Source organism: Rhizobium sp. NXC14 (assembly GCF_002117485.1).
Classification (GTDB): domain Bacteria; phylum Pseudomonadota; class Alphaproteobacteria; order Rhizobiales; family Rhizobiaceae; genus Rhizobium.
Map to the genome: position 1 here is coordinate 3,112,101 of NZ_CP021030.1, position 21,081 is coordinate 3,133,181.

Here is a 21,081-nt window from a genome sequence, read left to right on the forward strand (position 1 = left end):
GAAAAGACCCAGCATGCGCAACCGACCCGGTGATCTCCCACCCTGGCCGGTTTTCTGCGCAGCCAGAAAATGGATATCGCCATGCCGAAGCGCCAAGACATCAAATCGATCCTCATCATCGGCGCGGGACCGATCGTCATTGGCCAGGCTTGCGAATTCGACTATTCCGGCACCCAGGCCTGCAAGGCTTTGAGAGAAGAAGGCTACCGCGTCATCCTCGTCAACTCCAACCCGGCGACGATCATGACCGACCCCGGGCTGGCAGACGCAACTTACGTCGAGCCGATCACCCCGGAAGTTGTCGCGAAGATCATCGCCAAGGAGCGCCCGGACGCGCTGCTGCCGACCATGGGCGGCCAGACGGCACTGAATACAGCCCTATCCCTGAAGCGCATGGGCGTGCTCGACCGCTACAATGTCGAGATGATCGGCGCCAAGCCGGCGGCCATCGACATGGCCGAAGACCGCGCGCTGTTCCGTGAGGCTATGGCACGCATCGGCCTTGAAACGCCGCGCTCGATGCTGGCGAACGCCACCGACATCAAGGATTTGGACCGCAAGACGCACGAAGCCGAGCGCACCAAACTGCGCGAAAGCCTCTCCGGTCCCGACCTCGACAAGGCGCTGGACGAGCTGGAAAACCAGTGGAATCTTGGCGAGAGCGACCGCAAGCAGCGCTACCTGAACCATGCCATGGCGATCGCCGCCCAGGCACTCGACCATGTCGGCCTGCCCGCCATCATCCGCCCCTCCTTCACCCTCGGCGGCACCGGCGGCGGCATTGCCTACAACCGCTCGGAATTCTTCGAGATCGTCGGCGGCGGTCTCGACGCTTCGCCGACTACCGAAGTGCTGATCGAAGAATCGGTGCTCGGCTGGAAGGAGTATGAAATGGAAGTGGTCCGCGACAAGGCGGACAACTGCATCATCATCTGCTCGATCGAGAACATCGATCCGATGGGCGTTCATACCGGCGACTCCATCACTGTCGCTCCGGCGCTGACGCTGACCGACAAGGAATACCAGATTATGCGCAACGCCTCGATCGCGGTGCTGCGCGAGATCGGCGTCGAGACTGGCGGCTCGAACGTCCAGTTCGCCGTCAATCCGAAGGACGGCCGCCTCGTCGTCATCGAAATGAACCCGCGCGTCTCGCGCTCCTCGGCACTCGCTTCCAAGGCCACCGGCTTCCCGATCGCCAAGGTCGCCGCGAAGCTCGCCATCGGCTACACGCTCGACGAGTTGGAAAACGACATCACCGGCGGCGCAACGCCGGCTTCCTTCGAGCCGTCCATCGACTATGTCGTCACCAAGATCCCGCGTTTCGCCTTCGAGAAATTCCCCGGCGCCTCCCCGGTCCTGACCACGGCGATGAAATCGGTGGGCGAAGTCATGGCGATCGGCCGTACCTTTGCCGAATCGCTGCAGAAGGCGCTGCGCGGCCTCGAAACCGGCCTGACCGGCCTCGACGAAATCGAGATCCCCGATTTCGAAGAAGGGGAATCCAGCCAGAACGCCATCCGCGCAGCCATCGGCACGCCGACGCCGGACCGCCTGCGCATGGTCGCCCAGGCGCTGCGCCAGGGCCTCAGCATCGAAGAGGTGCATGAAGGCTGCAAGATCGATCCCTGGTTCATCGCCGAACTCAAGAATATCGTCGACATGGAAGCCCGCATCCGCGAGCATGGCCTGCCCGGCGATGCCGCGAACCTGCGCATGCTGAAGGCCATGGGTTTCTCCGACGCGAGGCTGGCGACCCTGACCGGCAAGCGCCCGAAGGAAGTCGCGGAACTCCGCAACAGCCTGAACGTGCGTCCGGTTTTCAAGCGTATCGACACCTGTGCGGCCGAATTCGCTTCGCCTACGGCCTATATGTATTCGACCTACGAGACGCCCTTCGTCGGCGCCGCCCGCTCGGAAGCTCAAGTCTCCGACCGCAAGAAGGTCGTCATCCTCGGCGGCGGCCCGAACCGCATCGGCCAAGGCATCGAGTTCGACTATTGCTGCTGCCATGCCGCCTTCGCGCTGAAGGATGCTGGCTATGAAGCGATCATGATCAACTGCAACCCCGAAACCGTCTCGACCGACTACGACACGTCGGATCGCCTCTACTTCGAGCCGCTGACGGCCGAAGACGTGATCGAGATCCTGCGCGCCGAACAGGAGAAGGGCGAAGTCGTCGGCGTCATCGTCCAGTTCGGCGGCCAGACGCCGCTGAAGCTCGCCGAGGCGCTCGAGAAGAACGGTATTCCGATCCTCGGCACCGCGCCTGACGCGATCGACCTCGCCGAAGACCGCGACCGCTTCCAGAAGCTTCTGATGAAACTCGATCTTAACCAGCCGAACAACGGCATCGCATATTCGGTCGAGCAGGCCCGCCTCGTCGCCGCCGAAATCGGCTTCCCGCTTGTCGTGCGCCCGTCTTACGTGCTCGGCGGCCGCGCCATGCAGATCCTGCATTCGGAAGGCCAGCTGCAGACCTACCTTCTCGATACGGTTCCGGAACTGGTGCCTGAGGATATCAAGCAGCGTTATCCCAACGACAAGACCGGCCAGATCAACACGCTGCTCGGCAAGAATCCGCTGCTCTTCGACAGCTACCTCACCCACGCGATCGAAGTCGACGTCGACTGCCTCTCCGATGGCACCGACGTCTATGTCGCCGGCATCATGGAGCATATCGAGGAAGCCGGCATCCATTCCGGTGACTCGGCCTGCTCGCTGCCGCCGCGTTCGCTGCCGGTCGAACTGCTCGACGAGTTGGAGCGCCAGGCCAAAGCCATGGCCAAGGCGCTCAATGTCGGCGGCCTGATGAACGTCCAGTTCGCCATTAAGGACGGCACTGTCTACGTTCTCGAAGTCAATCCGCGCGCCTCGCGCACCGTGCCCTTTGTCGCCAAGACCATTGGCGCGCCAATCGCCAAGATCGCCGCCCGCGTCATGGCCGGCGAGACGCTCGACGCGACCTTCGCCGCCTATGGGCAGAAGCCCGATCCGCGTAAGCTCACCCACATCGCTGTCAAGGAAGCCGTCTTCCCCTTCGCCCGCTTCCCCGGCGTCGACACGCTGCTCGGCCCGGAAATGCGCTCGACCGGCGAAGTAATCGGCCTCGACACCGATTTTGCCCTGGCCTTCGCCAAGTCGCAGCTCGGCGCCAGCGTCGAGTTGCCGCGTGATGGAACAGTCTTCGTCTCCGTGCGTGATGAGGACAAGGCGCGCGTGCTGCCGGCGATCCGCATCCTCGTCGAAGAAGGCTTCAAGGTGCTGGCAACCGGCGGCACCGCCCGCTTCCTTGGCGAAAACGGCATCACCGCCACCAAGATCAACAAGGTCCTGGAAGGCCGTCCGCACATCGAAGACGCGATCCGCAACCGCCAGGTCCAGCTCGTCATCAACACCACGGACGGCAACAAGGCGATCTCGGATTCCAAGTCACTGCGCCGCGCAACGTTGATGCAGAAGGTGCCCTATTACACGACGATGGCCGGCGCCGAAGCCGCCGCTCAGGCGATCAAGGCGCTGAGGGCGGGCAATCTCGAAGTCCGGCCGCTGCAGAGCTACTTCGCTTGACATGAGAGCAATTCCAGCAGAACTGTGCCGCAGTCTTGCTGGATTGCGTAAAAACAAAGAGATAGCGCCATCGCTCGATGGGCGCTGGCGCTATTTCGCCGGAATCAATTTATGCGGCTAAGACCATAAGCCGCTGAATTTCGATCATATCCTCGCGAAACCGCGCCAGTTCCTCTGCCTTCAGCCGCTCGTCAGGAATGCGCAGCAGATAGGATGGATGCACGGTGACGAAGAGCGTACGCCCTCCTTCGATCGCCATCGCCCTTCCCCTGACATCCTGCAGCCGTTCCTTCACATCGGTCAGCGCCGCAAGCGCCGTTGCCCCCATTGCGACAATCAGTTTCGGCTTGATCAGCGCCAGCTCCCGATCGAGCCACCAGCGGCAATGCTTCACCTCGCTCATATTGGGCTTTTGGTGGATGCGCCGCTTGCCACGCGGCTCATACTTGAAATGTTTGACCGCATTGGTGACGTAGAGCCTCGATCGGTCGATGCCGGCCTCTGCTATCACCTGATCGAGAAGCCTGCCGGCAGGTCCGACGAAGGGGCGGCCCGCAATATCCTCCTGGTCGCCCGGCTGCTCGCCGACAAACATCACCTGCGCATCGCGCGGCCCCTCCCCGAACACGGTCTGGGTGGCATTGGCATGCAGTGGACAGCGCGTGCAGACGGCGGCTTCCGCGCGCAGTGCTTCCAGCGTGCCCGCTGGAGCCTCAGGTTCTGCCGGGAGATTGCGTGCCGCCTGCTGCAAGCGGTCGTGGAACGGCAGCGATTGCGTCGCCTCCCGCGCCGCCATCTCCCGCACCTTGCTTTCGGCCGATGCAATCAAGCCAGGAATGAGATCGGCCTCCGGCAGGTTCTTCCAGTACTTCTTCGGCATCTCCGCCTGCATCGCCTTCACCTTCAAACGCGCCGGGTTGAAGATATTGGCGTAGTAGGTACGCCAGAGCTCGTCGGTGGCATCGCTGAGATTAGGTCTGTCGCATGGCTCGTCGGCAATTGTCAGCCGATCGCCGTCCCAGGCGGCCGACCCCTTGGGCGTAGCAATCAGCCAGTCCATGTCGTTGAAACGGCGCTGGAAAAACGGAGCCGTGCGCCTTACGATATGATGGTCGGGCTCGAACCAGGCGAGGAATTTCCGACGCGCTGCCGATACCGCACCAACTTCCTTGAAACGGACGAAGGCTGTCATCTTGTGCGCGTCACGCCGAACATTCTTCGCCATCAGCCTGGCCCGCAAGACATCCTCATCGGAAGCCACTTCAAGCAGTCGCCGGTCCAATTGCAGCCGCCAGAGCAGACGGTAAAGCAAGGAAAATCGCGCGGGATCGGAATGGCAGAGAACCGTCTCCGCAAGCTCGATGAAAGCGGGCGGCACCGTCATCGGCTTGCGTGATGTCGCAGGCTCCGGCGGCATGGCATCGCGTTGAAACGAAAGATCGGCCTCAGCGCTTTTTCCGCGCCAGTCGATCTCCTCGGGCAATATGCCGGCGGCTGCCAAGGCGCGCGCGGCATCCCGCCATTCGCCTAAATCTCCGCGTCCCGCAAGCACGACCCTGCGCATCACAGCAACGACAATTGTTCAGGCTGCGGCTCAAACATGGCGCGCAGGTCCGGGCGGTCGATCAGCCGTCGGGGCGACCAGCCTTCCGCTGAGATGAAGGCTTGAACTTTCTTGATCGAGACGCCGAGCCGCGAGAGATCGTCGAGCCGCAGGCGGCGAAAACGGCGCGCCGAAACGATCGCCTTCACCGTCTTAGTGCCGAGACCCGGAACACGCAGCAACCGCTCGCGCTCGGCCTTGTTGATGTCGACGGGAAATTCGCCTCGGTTGGCAAGCGCCCAAGCAAGCTTCGGATCGAGATTGAGATCGAGCATGCCGCCCGCCTGGTTTGCAGTGATTTCCTCGACGCCGAAACCGTAGAATCGATAGAGCCAGTCGGCCTGGTAAAGCCGGTGTTCGCGCATCAGCGGCGGCTTGATCAGCGGCAGGTTTTTAGAGGCGTCGGGGATAGGGCTGAAGGCGGAATAATAGACGCGCTTCAGGCCATAGCTGCTATAGAGCCGGCCGCTGCTCGCCAGGATCGTCGCATCATTGGCCCCGTCCGCGCCGACGATCATCTGCGTGCTCTGGCCGGCCGGGACGAAACGCTGTCGTTTTTTGGTCTTAAGCGTCGGTTCATCAGCAGCCTCGATCTTCAACCTGAGATCAGCCATCGATCGCCTGATACTGGCAGGCTTCTTCTCCGGTGCGAAACGGGAAATCCCGCTATCGGTCGGCAGTTCGATATTGAGCGACAGCCTGTCGGCATGAAGCCCCGCCTCCTCGATCAGATGCGGCGACGCCTCAGGGATCGCTTTGAGATGGATATAGCCGCGGAAATTGTGGGTTACCCGCAGCTCACGCACGATGCGGACCAGCTCCTCCATCGTGTAATCGGAAGAGCGAATGATACCGGAGGACAGGAAGAGGCCTTCGATATAGTTGCGGCGGTAGAATTCGAGCGTCAGCCAGACGACCTCCTCCGCCGTGAAGCGTGCCCGCTCGACATTGCTAGAGGAGCGATTGACGCAATAGGCACAGTCATAGATGCAGAAATTGGTGAGCAGGATCTTCAGAAGCGAAATGCACCGCCCATCCGGAGCATAGGCATGGCAGATGCCGGACCCCTCGGTCGAACCCAGTCCGCCGCTTCTGCGCGAATCGCGTTTCACTGTGCCGCTGGAAGCACAGGAAGCACCGTATTTCGCGGCGTCTGAAAGGATGGCCAAACGTTCGGTTAGCGACTTCTTCATTAGAATGTTCACTATATGTTCTTGGTTGCAAAGTCAATCCCGACGTCCCCGCTTATGCCCCGTTTTGGCGCACATCACCTGACGTACCAGCGGGTTGGGTTTCATTTATGCGAATTTTCTGGAAATCAGCCGTGGCGATCTGCTATAAGCATGCAACTATGATTGTGGCACGGTTCCGAAGCTCCCCTTCGGGACCTGTTTTCTTTTGTGTGTGCCTGACTGTGCTGACGCAAGACGGGCGGCCGCAAGGAGTGAAGGACAGAAAAATGGTTGATAAGGTACCGATGACACAGGGTGGTTTCGTCAAGCTGCAGGAAGAACTGCGCTGGCGTCAGCAGGAAGAGCGTCCCCGAATCATCGAGGCGATCGCCGAAGCCCGTGCCCATGGCGACCTTTCCGAAAATGCCGAATACCACGCAGCCAAGGAAGCCCAGAGCCACAACGAGGGTCGCATCACCGAGCTGGAAGACCTGACGGCGCGCGCCGAAGTTATCGATCTCACCAAGATGTCGGGCGACAAGATCAAGTTCGGCGCCAGGGTGAAGCTCGTCGACGAGGACACCGAGGAAGAAAAGACCTACCAGATCGTCGGCGACCAGGAAGCCGACGTCAAGGCCGGCCGCATCTCCATCTCCTCCCCGATCGCCCGTGCGCTGATCGGCAAGGAAGTCGGCGATTCCATCGAGGTCAACGCGCCCGGTGGCTCCAAGGCCTATGAAATCCTCCAGGTTTCCTGGGGCTGATCGCCCGCCAGACATGAGATCCATCCTTGCCGGACATTCGTGACGTCGAGATCATCGCGCCCAATTTCAAGCGCCGGCTCTCCGGCGTCACCTCGACCATCGTCCAGCTCATCCCGTGCCAGATCCGGCTTGGCATGCGCATAGCAACGCTCGGGCCGGGCCTGCCGGAGGGCCTGCCAAAACTGAGTTGGGCGCAGCTTTTCGGGCTCTGGCGCCCGCCGGCCCGGCGCCGTCACCGCGTCTGGCACGCCCGCCGCAACAATGAGATGGCCGTCGGCATCCTGCTTCGTCATGTCCTGCGCATGCCGCTGAAGCTGCTCTTCACCTCGGCCGCGCAACGCCGTCACACCGCCTATACGAGATGGCTGATCCGCCGCATGGATGCGGTAATCGCGACCAGCGACCGTTCCGGCTCCTTTCTCGAGGTGCCTCACACGGTCATCCAGCACGGCGTCGACCTTTCCTTGTTCCACCCGCCGGAAACGGCCGACGATGGCATTGGCGCCACCGGGCTGCGCGGACGCTATCTCGTCGGCTGCTTCGGCCGCGTGCGTCATCAGAAAGGCACCGATCTCTTCGTCCAAGCGATGATCGACCTCTTGCCGCAGCACCCCGAATGGACGGCCGTCGTCTCCGGCCGCGTGACGGCGGAGCACACCGCCTTCGGCGAAAAGCTCAAGGCCGATGTCGCCGCCGCGGGCCTCGCCGACCGTATCCTTTTCCTCGGTGAAGTGCCCGATATCAAAATCTGGTATCGCCGTTTGACGCTTTACGTAGCCCCTTCCCGCAATGAGGGCTTCGGTCTGACGCCGCTCGAAGCCATGGCGTCGCGGACCGCGGTGGTGGCATCGGACGCCGGCGCCTATGCCGAACTCATCGCCGAAGGCGAGACCGGCTCGGTGGTGGCCGCCGGCGATGGTGAGGCGCTGACGCGGGCCATCGCCCCTTACATCGCAAATCCAACTCTCGCGATTGCCCATGGCGAGAATGCGTTGCGCCATGTCAGGTCGAATTTCGCTCTGGAGAAGGAAGCAAACGCGATCGGCGCCGTCTACGATCGCCTACTCGGCGATAATCGCGGCTGAGCGGAACGAAACCGGGCTCGTTGGATAACGGGCCTGGGGCCGCTGAAGAAAGTCCGCCGACCCTCCTTCGTCATGCTCGGGCTTGTCCCCCGGTTGTCCGGAGCATCTGCCTCGGGTCGGTAGCAGATCCTAGGCACAAGGCTGCACAATGGCCGGGAATGACGACGAGAGAACGAAATTCTCGATACGCGAACGGCCCGTTGTGGAACGGGCCGCTGCAAGGATTACCAACGATCGGCTGGTCTATTCGGCGGGCTGAAGTCCGCCGGCCGGTGCCGCCTCTTCCGTCTGGCCGCCGAGAGCTGCGGCGAGCTGCGCGGTATCCAGTTCCTTTTCCCAGCGTGCCACGACGATCGTCGCGACCGCATTGCCGACGAGGTTGGTCAGCGCCCGGCATTCCGACATGAAGCGGTCGATGCCGAGGATAAGCGCCATGCCGGCGACTGGCACGGAGGGCACGACGGAGAGCGTCGCGGCAAGCGTGATGAAGCCGGCGCCGGTGATTCCAGCAGCCCCCTTCGAGCTCAGCATCGCCACGAGCAGCAGCAGGATCTGATCACCCCAGGAGAGCTGGATGCCGGTTGCCTGGGCAATGAAAAGGGCGGCCAGCGTCATGTAGATATTGGTGCCGTCGAGATTGAAGGAATAGCCTGTCGGGATGACGAGGCCGACGACCGAGCGCTTGCAGCCGGCCTTTTCCATCTTGTTCATCAGCCCTGGCAGTGCGGCCTCGGACGACGAGGTGCCGAGAACCAGCAGCAGCTCTTCCTTGATGTAGCGCAGCAGCGCCAGGATCGAGAAGCCGTTATAGCGGGCGACGGCGCCGAGCACGACCAGAACGAAGAGCAGCGAGGTGATGTAGAAGGTGCCGATCAGCATGGCGAGGTTGGCGATCGAACCGATGCCGTACTTGCCGATTGTGAAGGCCATGGCGCCGAAGGCACCGATGGGGGCGGCCTTCATCAGGATGGCGACAAGTTTGAAGACAGGAGCCGTCAGCGCATTGAGGAAGGTCACGACCTGCTCACCCTTTTCGCCGACCATGGCGAGCGCAATGCCGAACAGCACCGAGAAGAACAATACCTGCAGAATATCGCCATCGGCAAAGGCGCCGACAATCGTCGTGGGGATGATGTTCGTGAGGAAGCCGACGATGCTCTGCTCATGCGCCTTCTCGGCAAAGGTTGCGACGGCCTTCGGGTCGAGCGAAGCCGGATCGATATTCATGCCCGCGCCGGGCTGAATGACATTGGCGACGACCATGCCGATGACGAGCGCCAAGGTCGAGAAGGTTAGGAAGTAGAGCATTGCCTTGCCGGCGACGCGGCCGACCTTCTTCAAGTCGCTCATGCCGGCAATACCGGTCGCAACCGTCAGGAAGATGACCGGCGCGATGATCATCTTGACGAGTTTGATGAAGGCATCGCCGAGCGGCTTCAGCTGCGTGCCGAGTTCGGGGTAGAAATGGCCGAGCAGGATACCCGCGGCGATGGCGGCGAGAACCTGAACGTAAAGATGGGCATAAAAGGGTTTTCTGCGCTTGCTGTCCGCGACTGCATCGAATGGTGCTGCGATCATGATGTCCTCCTAAAGGCTCGTCCGGAACGAACTCCGGCCTCCCGAGCCGTTCGCTTCACTCCAACAGCTCAGCCGTTGTTGCCATCTCTTTCGCAAGCGCCGTGCCAGTTTCGAGTAGCCTTTCTAGAGCGTTGTATTTCCTGCATAAAAACTTTCCATAGGCCCTTGGGTCTTTAAGGAGATGCGAAAAACCACACAAATCTATTTGCGTCTCGTGCGGAAAGATGCACAAATCCCCCATGTCCTTGTCAGTCTCGCAAAGGCCTTGGCCCTCCTTGCCCTTGCAGCACCGCATCCGCCGGATGTGGTGGGCCTATGCAGTGCTCGCCCTCTCGGCCGTCCTCGCAAGCCTCTGGGTCAGCGGCGAGATCGGCCGGCGGCGGGCAGAGGCGGCCCTGGAGGAACAAGCACGCACCGATGCGAGGATGAATGTAGCGCTGCTGCGCACGGTCCTCGAAAAATACCGGGCGCTGCCCTTCGTGCTGTCGCAGGATACCGCGCTCGGCGCCGCCTTGGCGGGGCGCGACGCCGCCACGTTCGATGAGCTCAGCCGGAAGCTGGAGACGCTGGCTGCCGGCACGAAGGCTGCCGTCATCTACGTCATAGACAAGAACGGCATCGCGGTTTCGGCCAGCAATTGGCGCGAACCGACGAGCTTCGTCGGCAATGACTATCGTTTTCGCGAATACTTCCAGGGCGCGGTCACCGAAGGACAGGCCGAACATTTCGCGCTCGGGACGGTCAGCAAGAAGCCGGGCCTTTATATTTCCCAGCGGATATCAGGCAGCAGCGGTCTTCTGGGCGTCGTCGTCGTCAAGGTGGAATTCGACGATGTTGAGGCGGATTGGAATGCCTCGGGCGCACCGTCCTACGTCATCGACGATCGCGGCATCGTCCTCATAACAAGCGTTCCCTCATGGCGGTTCATGACGATCGGCCGGATCGCCGAGGATCGGCTGACGGCGATCCGCGAGAGCGTGCAATTTGGTGATGCGCCGCTTCAGCCATTGCCGCTCGATATCGTCCGACATGTGGGCGACCGGCTTGACGTCGTCGAGATCGTCATGCCCGGCGGCGCCGGAAAAACCAGCTTCCTTGGGGTCGCGATGCCAGTCCCCGCAACCAGGTGGCATCTGCAGCATCTTGTAGCGCTGGGGCCGTCCCTCGATGCGGCGGTCCGCGAAACGCGCATGCTGGCGCTGCTCTTGCTTTTGCCGCTTCTGGCAGGCGCCGCCTTCCTCCTGCGCCGCCGCCAGACGATCACGCTCAGGATCTTCAGCGAACAGCAGGCGCGCGAAGAACTGGAACGGCGCGTAGCCGAGCGGACGCTCGATCTCAGCCAGGCCCGGGATCGCCTGCAGGCCGAGATCACCGGTCACCGCAGCACGGAGCAGAAGCTCCAGGCGGTACAGCAGGATCTGGTGCAGGCCAACCGGCTGGCAATCCTGGGCCAGGTGGCCGCCGGCGTCGCCCACGAGATCAACCAGCCGGTGGCGACCATCCGCGCCTATGCCGACAATGCCCGCACCTTCCTCGAGCGCGGTCAAACCGCGCGTGCCGGCGAAAATCTTCAGAACATCGCAGCGCTGACGGAGCGCATCGGCACGATCACCGAGGAGCTGAAGACCTTCGCCCGCAAGGGCCGCAGCAGTGCCGAGCCGACTGGCCTGAGGGAAGTCATCGAGGGGGCGGTGATGCTGTTGCGCAGCCGCTTTGCCGGCCGCATGGATACGCTTGACATCGAGCTGCCGCCGGCCGCGTTGCAGGTCATGGGAAACCGGATCCGCCTCGAGCAGGTGCTCATCAATTTGCTTCAGAACGCCCTGGAGGCAGTGGCGCCGAAGGCTGAGGCGGGGTGCGTCGAGGTCAGAACATCAACCGATGCGGACATGGTGACCCTGACGGTCGTCGACAACGGCCCCGGCATTTCGCCTGAAATCCGCAAGGGCCTGTTCACGCCGTTCAACACATCGAAGGAGAGTGGTCTCGGCCTCGGGCTCGTCATCTCCAAGGATATTGTCGGCGATTACGGCGGCCGGATGGAGGTTGAGAGCAATGGCGAAGGAAGCCGGTTCATCGTTCATCTGAGGAAGGCTTAGGTCATGGACACACGGAGCCCGGTTGCGCTGATCGACGACGACAGGGACCTGCGCCGCGCCACAGCCCAGACGCTGGAGCTCGCCGGCTTCTCCGTTTTCACCTATGATGGCGCCAAGGCGGCGCTGGCGGACCTGCCGGCGGACTTCGCCGGCCCCGTCGTCACCGATATTCGCATGCCCGAGATCGACGGGCTGCAACTCTTCGCCATGCTGCAAGGCATGGATGCCGACCTGCCGGTGATATTGATGACCGGCCACGGCGATATTCCGATGGCCGTACAGGCCATTCAGGATGGCGCCTATGATTTCATCGCCAAGCCCTTCCCTGCCGACAGGCTCGTCCAGAGCGTGCGCCGCGCCAGCGAAAAACGTCGGCTCGTTCTGGAAAACCGCATGCTGCGCAAAGCAGCCGAAGATGCGCAAGAGACTTTGCCGCTGATCGGCCAGACGCCCGTCATGGAGAATCTCAGAAAGATTCTTCGCCACATTGCCGATACCGACGTCGACGTGCTCGTTGCCGGCGAGACCGGCAGCGGCAAGGAAGTGGTCGCGCAGATCCTGCATCAGTGGAGCCACCGCCGGAAAGGCAATTTCGTGGCGCTGAACTGTGGGGCGCTACCCGAAACGGTCATCGAAAGCGAGCTGTTCGGCCACGAGGCCGGCGCCTTTACCGGCGCGCAGAAGCGCCGCACCGGCCGAATCGAACATGCAAGCGGCGGCACGCTTTTCCTCGACGAGATCGAGAGCATGCCTCTGGCCACGCAGGTCAAGATGCTGAGAGTGCTGGAGATGCGCGAAATCACCCCGCTCGGCACCAACGAGGTGCGCCCGGTGGATCTGCGCGTCGTCGCAGCCGCCAAGATCGACCTCGGCGATCCCGAGGTGCGCGGCGATTTTCGCGAGGATCTCTATTACCGGCTGAATGTCGTGACGATTTCCATTCCGCCGCTGAGGGAGCGCCGCGACGATATTCCGCTGCTGTTTTCCCATTTCGCCGCCCGCGCGGCCGAGCGCTTCCGCCGCGATGTCCCGCAGCTTTCAGAGTATGTTCGGCGGCATCTTGTCACCCACACATGGCCGGGCAACGTCCGCGAGCTCTCCCACTATGCCGAACGGGTGGTGCTGGGCGTTGAGGGCGGCGGAGCGACGCTCGTTCCCCCGCAGCCGACCGGCGGCACGTTGCCCGAACGGCTGGAACGCTACGAGGCGGAGATCATCCGCGACGCGCTTTCGGCGAATGACGGCGACGTGCGCCGCACCATCGAAGCGCTCGGCATTCCGAGAAAGACCTTTTACGACAAGCTGCAGCGCCACGGCATCAACCGGGGGGGCTATGCCTCGCGCAAATAGACCGTGTCAGACTTCGACCAGTCCCAGCTTCTTCACCTGCCGGATCGTCAGCATGGTGCGTACGGTGTCGACATGTTCGTTCGCCGTCAGAATCTCGATGACGAAATCCTGGAAATGGGTGAGATTTTCCGCCACGCAATGCAGCAGAAAATCGCTGTCGCCCGAGACCATCCAGGCCTGGCGCACCAGCGGCCATTCGGTGGTGGCGGCGGCAAACGCCTTGAGGTTGCCTTCCGACTGGTGTTTGAGGCCGACCATACAGAAAGCAACCAGATCGAAGCCGAGCTTCGGGCTATTCAGCATGGCGTGATAGCCCTCGATGATGCCGGCTTCTTCGAGCTTGCGCACCCGGCGCAGGCAGGGCGGCGCCGATATGCCGACACGGTCGGCGAGTTCGACATTGGTCATGCGGCCGTCGGCCTGCAGCTCCCGGAGGATCTTTATGTCGATGACGTCGAGTTCCGTGCGACCCACATCATGGCCTTTCTTTAATTCTTCGCGGCGACCTTCTATATAAAGCGGCGGAATACGCAAGAAAGTTTCAAGCCGATGACGGATTCTTGCACAGCAAGGCGATTGCCTTGTTGGTAATGCAAGGCTGCCCTTGAATAAAAGCATTGGACGTTCATAAATGGCGCATGGACCGCGAAACGGCCGTAATCGCACTTTAGCCGCCGCCCTCCTGCCAGTCGAAAGGAAATGACATGCCCGCCCGCCACACAAAGGTGCTCATCATCGGTTCCGGACCTGCGGGCTATACTGCCGCGGTCTATGCCGCGCGCGCCATGCTGAAGCCGGTTCTGATCGCCGGCCTCGAACAGGGCGGCCAGTTGATGATCACCACCGATGTCGAGAACTATCCCGGCTTTGCCGATCCGATCCAGGGTCCGTGGCTGATGGACCAGATGCTGCAGCAGGCAAAACATGTCGGCGCCGAGATCGTCAACGATCTAGTGACCGAAGTCGACACCAACCAGCGCCCCTTCCTCGCCCGCACCGACAGCGGCCAGGTCTGGACCGCCGATACGCTGATCGTCGCCACCGGCGCCAAGGCAAAGTGGCTCGGCATCGAGAGCGAACAGCATTTCCAGGGCTTCGGCGTTTCGGCCTGCGCCACCTGCGACGGCTTCTTCTATCGCAACAAGGATGTCATCGTGGTCGGCGGCGGCAACAGCGCCGTCGAAGAGGCGCTGTACCTCTCCAACATCGCCAAGTCGGTAACCGTCGTTCACCGCCGCGATTCTTTCCGCGCCGAAAAGATCCTGCAGGAGCGCCTGTTCGCGAAAGAAAACGTCAAGGTGTTGTGGAACACCGAAGTGGCCGAGATCACTGGCACGCCGGCCAAGCCACCGATGCCGCAATCCGTATCCGGCGCTCGCCTGCGCGACGTCAGGACCGGCGCGATCGCCGAAATGCCGGTCGACGGCGTCTTCGTCGCCATAGGTCATGCCCCGGCAACCGAGCTGTTCAAGGGCAAGCTGAAGCTCAAGGACAATGGCTATCTCTGGACGGCGCCTGATTCGACCGCGACCAGCCTGGAAGGGGTCTATGCCGCCGGCGACGTGACCGACGATACGTTCCGCCAGGCGATTACCGCCGCCGGCATGGGATGCATGGCAGCACTCGAAGCCGAGCGCTACCTGACGGGCCACATGCCCGTCGCCGTGGCCGCGGAGTAAAACCGGCATGAGGGGTGGGGGAATGCCATTGGATTGGGACAAGCTGCGTATCTTCCACGCAGCTGCCGAGGCGGGTTCGTTCACGCATGCGGCTGATAAACTGCATCTGTCCCAATCCGCCATCAGCCGCCAGGTGAGCGCGCTGGAGCAGGATGTCGGCACCAAGCTGTTTCACCGCCATGCGCGCGGCCTGATCCTGACGGAACAGGGCGAACTGCTCTACCGCACCGCGCATGACGTGCTGCTGAAGCTCGAAACCGTCAAGATGCAGTTGACCGAGACGACCGAGACGCCGTCCGGCAAGCTGCGCGTCACCACGACTGTCGGCCTCGGCCAGGGCTGGCTGACCGACAAGATCCAGGAATTCCTGCAGCTTTATCCCGATGTGCAGATCCAGCTCATCCTCGACAATGAGGAAGTGGATGTGAACATGCGCCACGCCGACTGCGCAATCCGCCTTCGTCAGCCGCAGCAGTCCGACCTCATCCAGCGCAAGCTCTTCACCGTGCACATGCACGTCTATGCGGCACCTTCCTACATCAACCGCCATGGCGAACCTCAGAAGATCGAGGACCTCGACAATCACCGCATTATCACCTTCGGCGAACCGGCGCCGAGTTACCTGCTCGATGTCAACTGGCTCGAAGTGGCTGGCCGTTCGTCCGACAACAAACGGATCCCGCATCTCCAAATCAACAGCCAGACTTCGATCAAGCGCGCCTGCCTGCTCGGAATCGGCGTTGCCTGCCTGCCGGACTATATCGTTGGCCGCGATCCTGGACTTATTCAGCTGCCGATCAATGCCGACGTACCGTCGTTCGACACGTATTTTTGCTATCCTGACGAAATCAAGAATGCCGCCAAGCTGAAAGCTTTCCGCGATTTCATTGTCAGCAAAGCCAGAAACTGGAATTTTTAAGCCAGATTTATGGAATGATTTCGATACTATGCGGTGGGCGCATGACTGGCATGCACAAATGAGGGTTGCCGTTTGCCCATTAAACCACCATATCGCACATAGCTGATGCACATGGTGGCTTTTCCTCCCAGTTCCACCGCATTAGCTGTTCCCCTCTGGAGGTTTTTGAACCTTCACACTTATAAGGGCCCTGGTTTTCCAGCGGCCCTCTTTTTTTGCCTTGCCGCCTCGACAAATGCCGCGCCGCAAAAAATTTGTGCGGCGCATAGCAGGCATGCACAAAAAAGCATTGAAACCTGCCTAAGGAAGCACCATATCCAACTCAGCTGATGCATTTCGTGGTTTCTCTCCCAGTTCCACCGCATTAGCTGTTCCCCTCTGGAGGTTATTGACCTTCACAATTCAAAGGGCCCTGGTTTTCCGGTGGCCCTCTTTTTTTGCCCAAAATTTGCTCAATCGACAAAAGCCGCCGCCTCACGTCTCCGTGATTTGCATATCGGCATTCAACGATCAATATATCGTTCAAACACGATTTATAGTTCGGCAAACAACGATGGACAGAGACGAGATTATCAAGGCCCTCGCCCACCCCACCCGGATGGACATTCTGAGCTGGCTGAAGAATCCCGAGGAACATTTCCCTACGCAGGAGCATCCCTTTGAAATGGGCGTCTGCGCCAGCCAGTTCGAGCGCTGCGGCCTATCTCAATCCACCGTCTCGGCTCATCTCGGAACCCTGCAGCGCGCCGGCCTCGTCACCACCAGACGCGTCGGCCAGTGGATCTTCTACAAGCGCAACGAAGAAGCGATCGCTGCTTTCCTCAAGCAGCTGACACAGGATCTCTAGAATGCCCTTCTCGTCACCCGCGTTCCACTCGCCGCAGCCCTGATGGCCCTCATCAGCCTGGGTGCGACGGCGTTCACCTATCTCTCCGCTAAGGGCCGGGCCGCCCTCGCCCCGCAGAGTGATCCTCCCGCAAAAGAAAGGACCATCATGGCCAAGCTTTTTGAACCCACCAAGGTCGGCGACATCTCAGTCAAGAACCGCATCGTCATGGCGCCGCTCACCCGCAACCGCTCGCCGGGTGCTATCCCCAATGACCTCAATGTCGAATATTACCGCCAACGCGCCACCGCGGGTCTGATCATCACCGAAGCGACCGCGATCACTCATCAGGGCCAGGGTTACGCCGACGTGCCTGGCCTTTACAGCAAGGAAGCGCTCGACGGCTGGAAGCGGGTGACCGACGCCGTCCACGCAGCCGGCGGCAGGATCGTCGTCCAGATGTGGCATGTCGGCCGCATCTCGCACACGACGCTGCAGCCGGACGGCGGCAAGCCGGTCTCCTCGACCAATCGTATCGCCAAGGCCAAGACCTATCTGGTCAATGCCGACGGCAGCGGCAGCTTTGCCGATACCTCTGAGCCGCGCGCGCTCGAAACGTCCGAAATTCCCGGCATCATCGAGGATTACCGAAGGGCGGCCCGCGCCGCCATCGACGCCGGCTTCGACGGTGTCGAGATCCATGGCGCCAATGGTTATCTGCTCGATCAGTTCATCCGCGATGGCGTCAACGACCGCACCGACCAATATGGCGGCTCGATCGAAAACCGCACCCGCCTCACCTTCGAGGTCGTCGATGCGATCGTGAAGGAAATCGGCGCAGGCCGCACCGCAATCCGCATTTCGCCGGTAACGCCCTCTGGCGAAAGCTACGATTCCAATCCGCAGGCGACCTTCACCCATGTCGTCGAGGGGCTGGCCAGATACGGCCTCGCCTATATCCACGTCATCGAAGGCCAGACCGGCGGCGACCGTGATTACCGGCAGGGCGACAACCCCTCCTTCGATTACAAGGCGCTGCGCCAGGCTTATGAGAAGGCCGGCGGCAAGGCCAGCTGGATGGTCAATAACGGCTATGACCGCGATCTCGCAATGTACGCCGCCGAAAGCGGCCGCGCCGATCTGATCGCCTTCGGCAAACCCTTCATCGCCAATCCCGATCTCGTCGAAAGGCTAGCAAAGAACCTGCCGCTCAACACGCCCGACCAATCGACCTTCTACGGCGGCACCGCCAAGGGCTATCTCGACTATCCCGCCCTCGAAAAGGTTGCCTGAGGCTGCCTGAGTACGAATCGAGAAATTCCGCCGAGAGGCGGGATTTCTCAGGATGGTGAAACAAACTGCTCCAACCCCGGCACGTCACCTCGGCCTTGTGCCGAGGGTCTCAGCCGATCCAATTAAGCGACTGAAAATAAATGTTTTCCTCCCAGGCAATTGCCGTGGTTAGATGCTCGGCCCAAGGCCTGGCATGGCGGAGGAGACTTTGTCCAAACGCAGAAATCCCAGCGATAGGTGGAATTTCTGCGTTCAATATCCCTATATGGGATGCATGTTTGCTCCCTACCTCGATCGCTGGTCGCTCATATCGGACGGCGAGCCCATCATCACCCATTCGAGCCGTCTGCTGCCGGTCCTCTGGCAGGAGAGACCCGCCATGCTGAAAGTGGCGACAGATATCGACGAACGATACGGCGCACTGTTGATGCAGTGGTGGGAGGGCGACGGCGCGGCTCATGCCTACGCACACGAAGGCGACGCTGTGTTGCTGGAAAGGGCAACCGGGAAACGCTCCCTGCTTGTCATGGCGATGGACGGAGAAGACGACGAAGCGAGCCGCATTCTCTGCCGCACCGCCGCGCGGCTGCATGCGCCGCGCGAAAGACCGCTCCCCGATCCCATTCCCCTCACCCGCTGGTTCCGTGATCTCGAGCCGGCCGCCGGCAAACATGGCGGCACGCTTGCCGATTGCTCTGCGATCGCCAACGCCCTCCTTGCCAATCCGCGCGATCTCGCCGTCCTCCACGGCGATATCCACCACGGCAACATTCTCGATTTCGAGGAGCGCGGTTGGCTGGCGATCGATCCGAAACGGCTCCACGGCGAGCGCGGTTTCGATTTCGCCAATATCTTCGCCAACGAGGAATTGCCGTCGATCACCGACCCCGCCCGCTTTCGCCGCCAGCTCGCCATCGTCTCTGCGGAGGCGGGGCTGGAGCCGAAGCGGCTGCTGCAATGGATCGCCGCCTATTCCGGCCTTTCCGCCGCCTGGTTTCTTGGCGACCCCAATATCGAACAGGCGGAGACTGCCTTGACGGTCGCGCGCATCGCGCTGGCCGAGCTGGCGGCCTAAGGCGCCTTCTGCAGTGTATGCCCGATAAAGGCGGCCGCGGTGTCACGATGCGCTTCGGGCAGGCAGCCGAGCGCCACGAGTGAGGCTCTTACCGCCTCGTCGATCGGTGTGCGCGGCTCCTCGCCAAGTTCGGCCACAAGCTTCGCGTTGTTCATCCTGAGCGGCACTTTCCAGAGGTAGCGCATCTCGTTGATCTCCCGCATCAACGGAATAAAGGGCGCGGCGAGCGGCACGATCCACCAGGGAAACCGCCTGATCTTCGCCTTGCCGCCGGCGACACGCTTGATCGCTTCTGCCATCTGCATGCCATCCGCATCCCAGAAGCCATCCATGTGATAGATGGTGAAGGACGGCAGCCGATCGGCCCGCTCGATGAGTTGGGCGATGGTTTCCGCCATATCCGGCAGATAGGTCCACTGATGGCCGATGCCGCGTCGCCCCGGATTCTTGATGGTGCCGATCGGCTTGCCCGGCGTCACCAGCCCCGATGAGAACCAGCTATTGGCCGTTGCGCCCGGACCGAAGAAATCGCCGGCACGGACGATGATGGCACCGGTGCCCGATTGCGCAGCCGCCTTCAGTCTCTTTTCCATCTCGACCCGGATCGCTCCCTTCTTTGTAAGGGGACGCTGCGGGCTTTCCTCCGTCGGCGACTGCAGGGCATCGGGACCGAAATTATAGACGTTGCCCGGCAGCACGATGCGGACACCGGCGATGCGAGCGGCAGCGATCGTATTGTCGAGCATCGGCAGCACCAGCCTTTCCCAATCGCGATAGCCGGGCGGATTGACCGCGTGGACAATCAGGCCAACACCTTCAGCCGCCTCCAGCACGTCGCCGGCATTCATCGCGTCGCCCTGCACCCATTCGAATGCCGGCTCGTTCTTCGACGCCTTGGCGGCGTCACGGTTGAGCGCCCTGATGCGCCAGCCACGGGCCAGAAGCTTGCGCGCGATCGCGCCGCCGATGCCGCCGGTCGCGCCGAGAACCAGTGCGGTGATCTTCGTCTCTCCATTCATCGCAATCATCTCCTTCAATTGCATGAGATGACTATGCTCCTGCTTCCAGATAAACAAAATTGACGAAATACTTGGCTTAGATATACAAAAACATATGACGCTCGAACCAAGCTGGGATTTCTACCGCAGTTTCCTGACCGTGCTCCAGCAGGGGTCGCTTTCGGCGGCTGCGCGCGAACTGGGGCTGACCCAGCCGACCATAGGCCGTCATGTCAATGCTCTGGAACAGGCGATCGGCGCCGAGCTCTTCATCCGGTCGCCGAACGGCCTCCTGCCGACCGACGCCGCACAGGCGCTGAAACCCTATGCCGAAACGCTGTCGGCAACCGTCGCTGCCCTTTTGCGCACGGCATCCGGTGAGCGAGAGAAGGTAGCCGGAACGGTCAGAGTCAGCGCCAGCGAGGTCGTCGCCGTCGAAGTCTTGCCTCGGATTCTCGGGCCGCTGCAGGAAGCCTATCCCGAACTCCACATCGAGCTCTCGGCATCCGATGCGATTGAAGATCTGGTAAATCGCGAGGCCGATATCGCCGTGCGCATGGCCGAGCCACAGCAGCGTACTCTCATCGTGCGCCGCATCGGCGACATCCCGATCGGCTTCCACGCCCACCGACGGTATCTCGAACGGCATGGCATTCCGCAAACCATGGCGGACCTCGCCACTCACCGGCTCATCGGCTTCGACCGGCAGACGGCCTACGTCCGCATGGTGATGAAACGCTATCCGGCGCCCGAAGTCATTAAATTCGCCTACAGGACTGACAGCAATCTTGCCCAGCTCTCTGCAATCCGCGCTGGCGTCGGCATCGGTCTCTGCCAGATCGGACTGGCACGGGGAAACCCCGACCTCGTGCATGTCCTTCCCGATGCGTTCGAAATTCCGCTCGGCACATGGGTGGTCATGCACGAAAGCTTGAAGACCTCACCGCGCTGCCGCGCCACGTTCGACGCGCTGGTAAAGGGCCTCCGAGCCTACCATCATCACTCGACCGGCGCGTAAGTAGAAAAACGAGATCGATTTTTGGTGAGAATCATGGGCAATCTCGCAGCTC

16 protein-coding genes are annotated in these 21,081 nt (G+C 61.5%); 11 read left to right on the forward strand and 5 right to left on the reverse strand.

The window, feature by feature from the left end; all coding sequences use genetic code 11:
• Positions 1 to 81 precede the first annotated feature (81 nt).
• Positions 82 to 3,570 (forward strand): carbamoyl-phosphate synthase large subunit, encoded by a 3,489-nt coding sequence (carB, locus tag NXC14_RS15360; protein ID WP_085780138.1) that lies wholly within the window; start codon positions 82 to 84, stop codon positions 3,568 to 3,570.
• Between the two features lie 109 nt (positions 3,571 to 3,679).
• Here the strand turns inward: carB and NXC14_RS15365 are convergent, their stop codons facing one another.
• Both NXC14_RS15365 and NXC14_RS15370 read right to left on the reverse strand, forming a co-directional pair.
• Positions 3,680 to 5,134, reverse strand: a complete 1,455-nt coding sequence (locus NXC14_RS15365; RefSeq protein ID WP_085778871.1) for a UdgX family uracil-DNA binding protein — start codon at positions 5,132 to 5,134, stop codon at positions 3,680 to 3,682.
• Positions 5,134 to 6,366, reverse strand: coding sequence for a putative DNA modification/repair radical SAM protein (locus NXC14_RS15370; protein WP_085778872.1), 1,233 nt, complete (start codon positions 6,364 to 6,366; stop codon positions 5,134 to 5,136). Before NXC14_RS15370 ends, NXC14_RS15365 begins: the two co-directional genes overlap by 1 nt.
• Positions 6,367 to 6,632: 266 nt before the next feature.
• Here NXC14_RS15370 and greA point away from each other — a divergent pair, with 266 nt between their 5' ends.
• Together greA and NXC14_RS15380 are read left to right on the forward strand one after the other, a co-directional pair.
• Complete coding sequence (gene greA, locus NXC14_RS15375; RefSeq protein ID WP_085778873.1) at positions 6,633 to 7,109, forward strand: transcription elongation factor GreA; 477 nt, start codon at positions 6,633 to 6,635, stop codon at positions 7,107 to 7,109.
• 26 nt (positions 7,110 to 7,135) lie between these two features.
• The gene (locus tag NXC14_RS15380; RefSeq protein ID WP_085778874.1) at positions 7,136 to 8,194 is read left to right on the forward strand and encodes a glycosyltransferase family 4 protein; all 1,059 of its coding nucleotides are present in this window, start codon (positions 7,136 to 7,138) and stop codon (positions 8,192 to 8,194) included.
• Between the two features lie 243 nt (positions 8,195 to 8,437).
• Here NXC14_RS15380 and NXC14_RS15385 read toward each other — a convergent pair whose 3' ends face one another.
• Positions 8,438 to 9,772 carry a dicarboxylate/amino acid:cation symporter gene (locus tag NXC14_RS15385; RefSeq protein ID WP_085778875.1) on the reverse strand — a complete coding sequence of 445 codons (1,335 nt, stop codon included), beginning with the start codon at positions 9,770 to 9,772 and terminating at the stop codon, positions 8,438 to 8,440.
• A gap of 224 nt (positions 9,773 to 9,996) precedes the next feature.
• On the opposite strand from NXC14_RS15385, the gene NXC14_RS15390 reads away from it, so the two are divergent.
• Positions 9,997 to 11,871, forward strand: coding sequence for an ATP-binding protein (locus tag NXC14_RS15390; protein ID WP_085778876.1), 1,875 nt, complete (start codon positions 9,997 to 9,999; stop codon positions 11,869 to 11,871).
• A 3-nt stretch (positions 11,872 to 11,874) separates the two neighbouring features.
• A complete protein-coding gene (locus tag NXC14_RS15395) occupies positions 11,875 to 13,221 on the forward strand; it encodes a sigma-54 dependent transcriptional regulator (RefSeq protein WP_085778877.1) in 1,347 nt (448 codons plus the stop codon).
• A 6-nt stretch (positions 13,222 to 13,227) separates the two neighbouring features.
• On the opposite strand, the gene NXC14_RS15400 is transcribed toward NXC14_RS15395, so the two are convergent.
• Positions 13,228 to 13,695 carry an Lrp/AsnC family transcriptional regulator gene (locus NXC14_RS15400; protein ID WP_064695956.1) on the reverse strand — a complete coding sequence of 156 codons (468 nt, stop codon included), beginning with the start codon at positions 13,693 to 13,695 and terminating at the stop codon, positions 13,228 to 13,230.
• Between the two features lie 230 nt (positions 13,696 to 13,925).
• Here NXC14_RS15400 and trxB point away from each other — a divergent pair, with 230 nt between their 5' ends.
• The 5 genes from trxB (at position 13,926) to NXC14_RS15425 (ending at position 19,013) form a co-directional block, all read left to right on the forward strand.
• Positions 13,926 to 14,900 (forward strand): thioredoxin-disulfide reductase, encoded by a 975-nt coding sequence (gene trxB / locus NXC14_RS15405; RefSeq protein ID WP_085778878.1) that lies wholly within the window; start codon positions 13,926 to 13,928, stop codon positions 14,898 to 14,900.
• A gap of 22 nt (positions 14,901 to 14,922) precedes the next feature.
• The gene (locus NXC14_RS15410; protein WP_085778879.1) at positions 14,923 to 15,819 is read left to right on the forward strand and encodes a LysR family transcriptional regulator VtlR; all 897 of its coding nucleotides are present in this window, start codon (positions 14,923 to 14,925) and stop codon (positions 15,817 to 15,819) included.
• A gap of 553 nt (positions 15,820 to 16,372) precedes the next feature.
• On the forward strand, positions 16,373 to 16,666 hold the full coding sequence (locus NXC14_RS15415) for a metalloregulator ArsR/SmtB family transcription factor (RefSeq protein ID WP_085778880.1): 294 nt from the start codon (positions 16,373 to 16,375) through the stop codon (positions 16,664 to 16,666).
• Between the two features lie 147 nt (positions 16,667 to 16,813).
• Complete coding sequence (locus NXC14_RS15420; protein ID WP_085780139.1) at positions 16,814 to 17,938, forward strand: alkene reductase; 1,125 nt, start codon at positions 16,814 to 16,816, stop codon at positions 17,936 to 17,938.
• A gap of 274 nt (positions 17,939 to 18,212) precedes the next feature.
• Positions 18,213 to 19,013 (forward strand): aminoglycoside phosphotransferase family protein, encoded by an 801-nt coding sequence (locus tag NXC14_RS15425; protein WP_085778881.1) that lies wholly within the window; start codon positions 18,213 to 18,215, stop codon positions 19,011 to 19,013.
• On the opposite strand, the gene NXC14_RS15430 is transcribed toward NXC14_RS15425, so the two are convergent.
• Complete coding sequence (locus tag NXC14_RS15430; RefSeq protein WP_085780140.1) at positions 19,010 to 20,032, reverse strand: NAD(P)H-binding protein; 1,023 nt, start codon at positions 20,030 to 20,032, stop codon at positions 19,010 to 19,012. The genes NXC14_RS15425 and NXC14_RS15430 overlap by 4 nt on opposite strands.
• A 94-nt stretch (positions 20,033 to 20,126) precedes the next feature.
• Here NXC14_RS15430 and NXC14_RS15435 point away from each other — a divergent pair, with 94 nt between their 5' ends.
• Positions 20,127 to 21,029 carry a LysR family transcriptional regulator gene (locus tag NXC14_RS15435; protein WP_085778882.1) on the forward strand — a complete coding sequence of 301 codons (903 nt, stop codon included), beginning with the start codon at positions 20,127 to 20,129 and terminating at the stop codon, positions 21,027 to 21,029.
• Positions 21,030 to 21,081 lie beyond the last annotated feature (52 nt).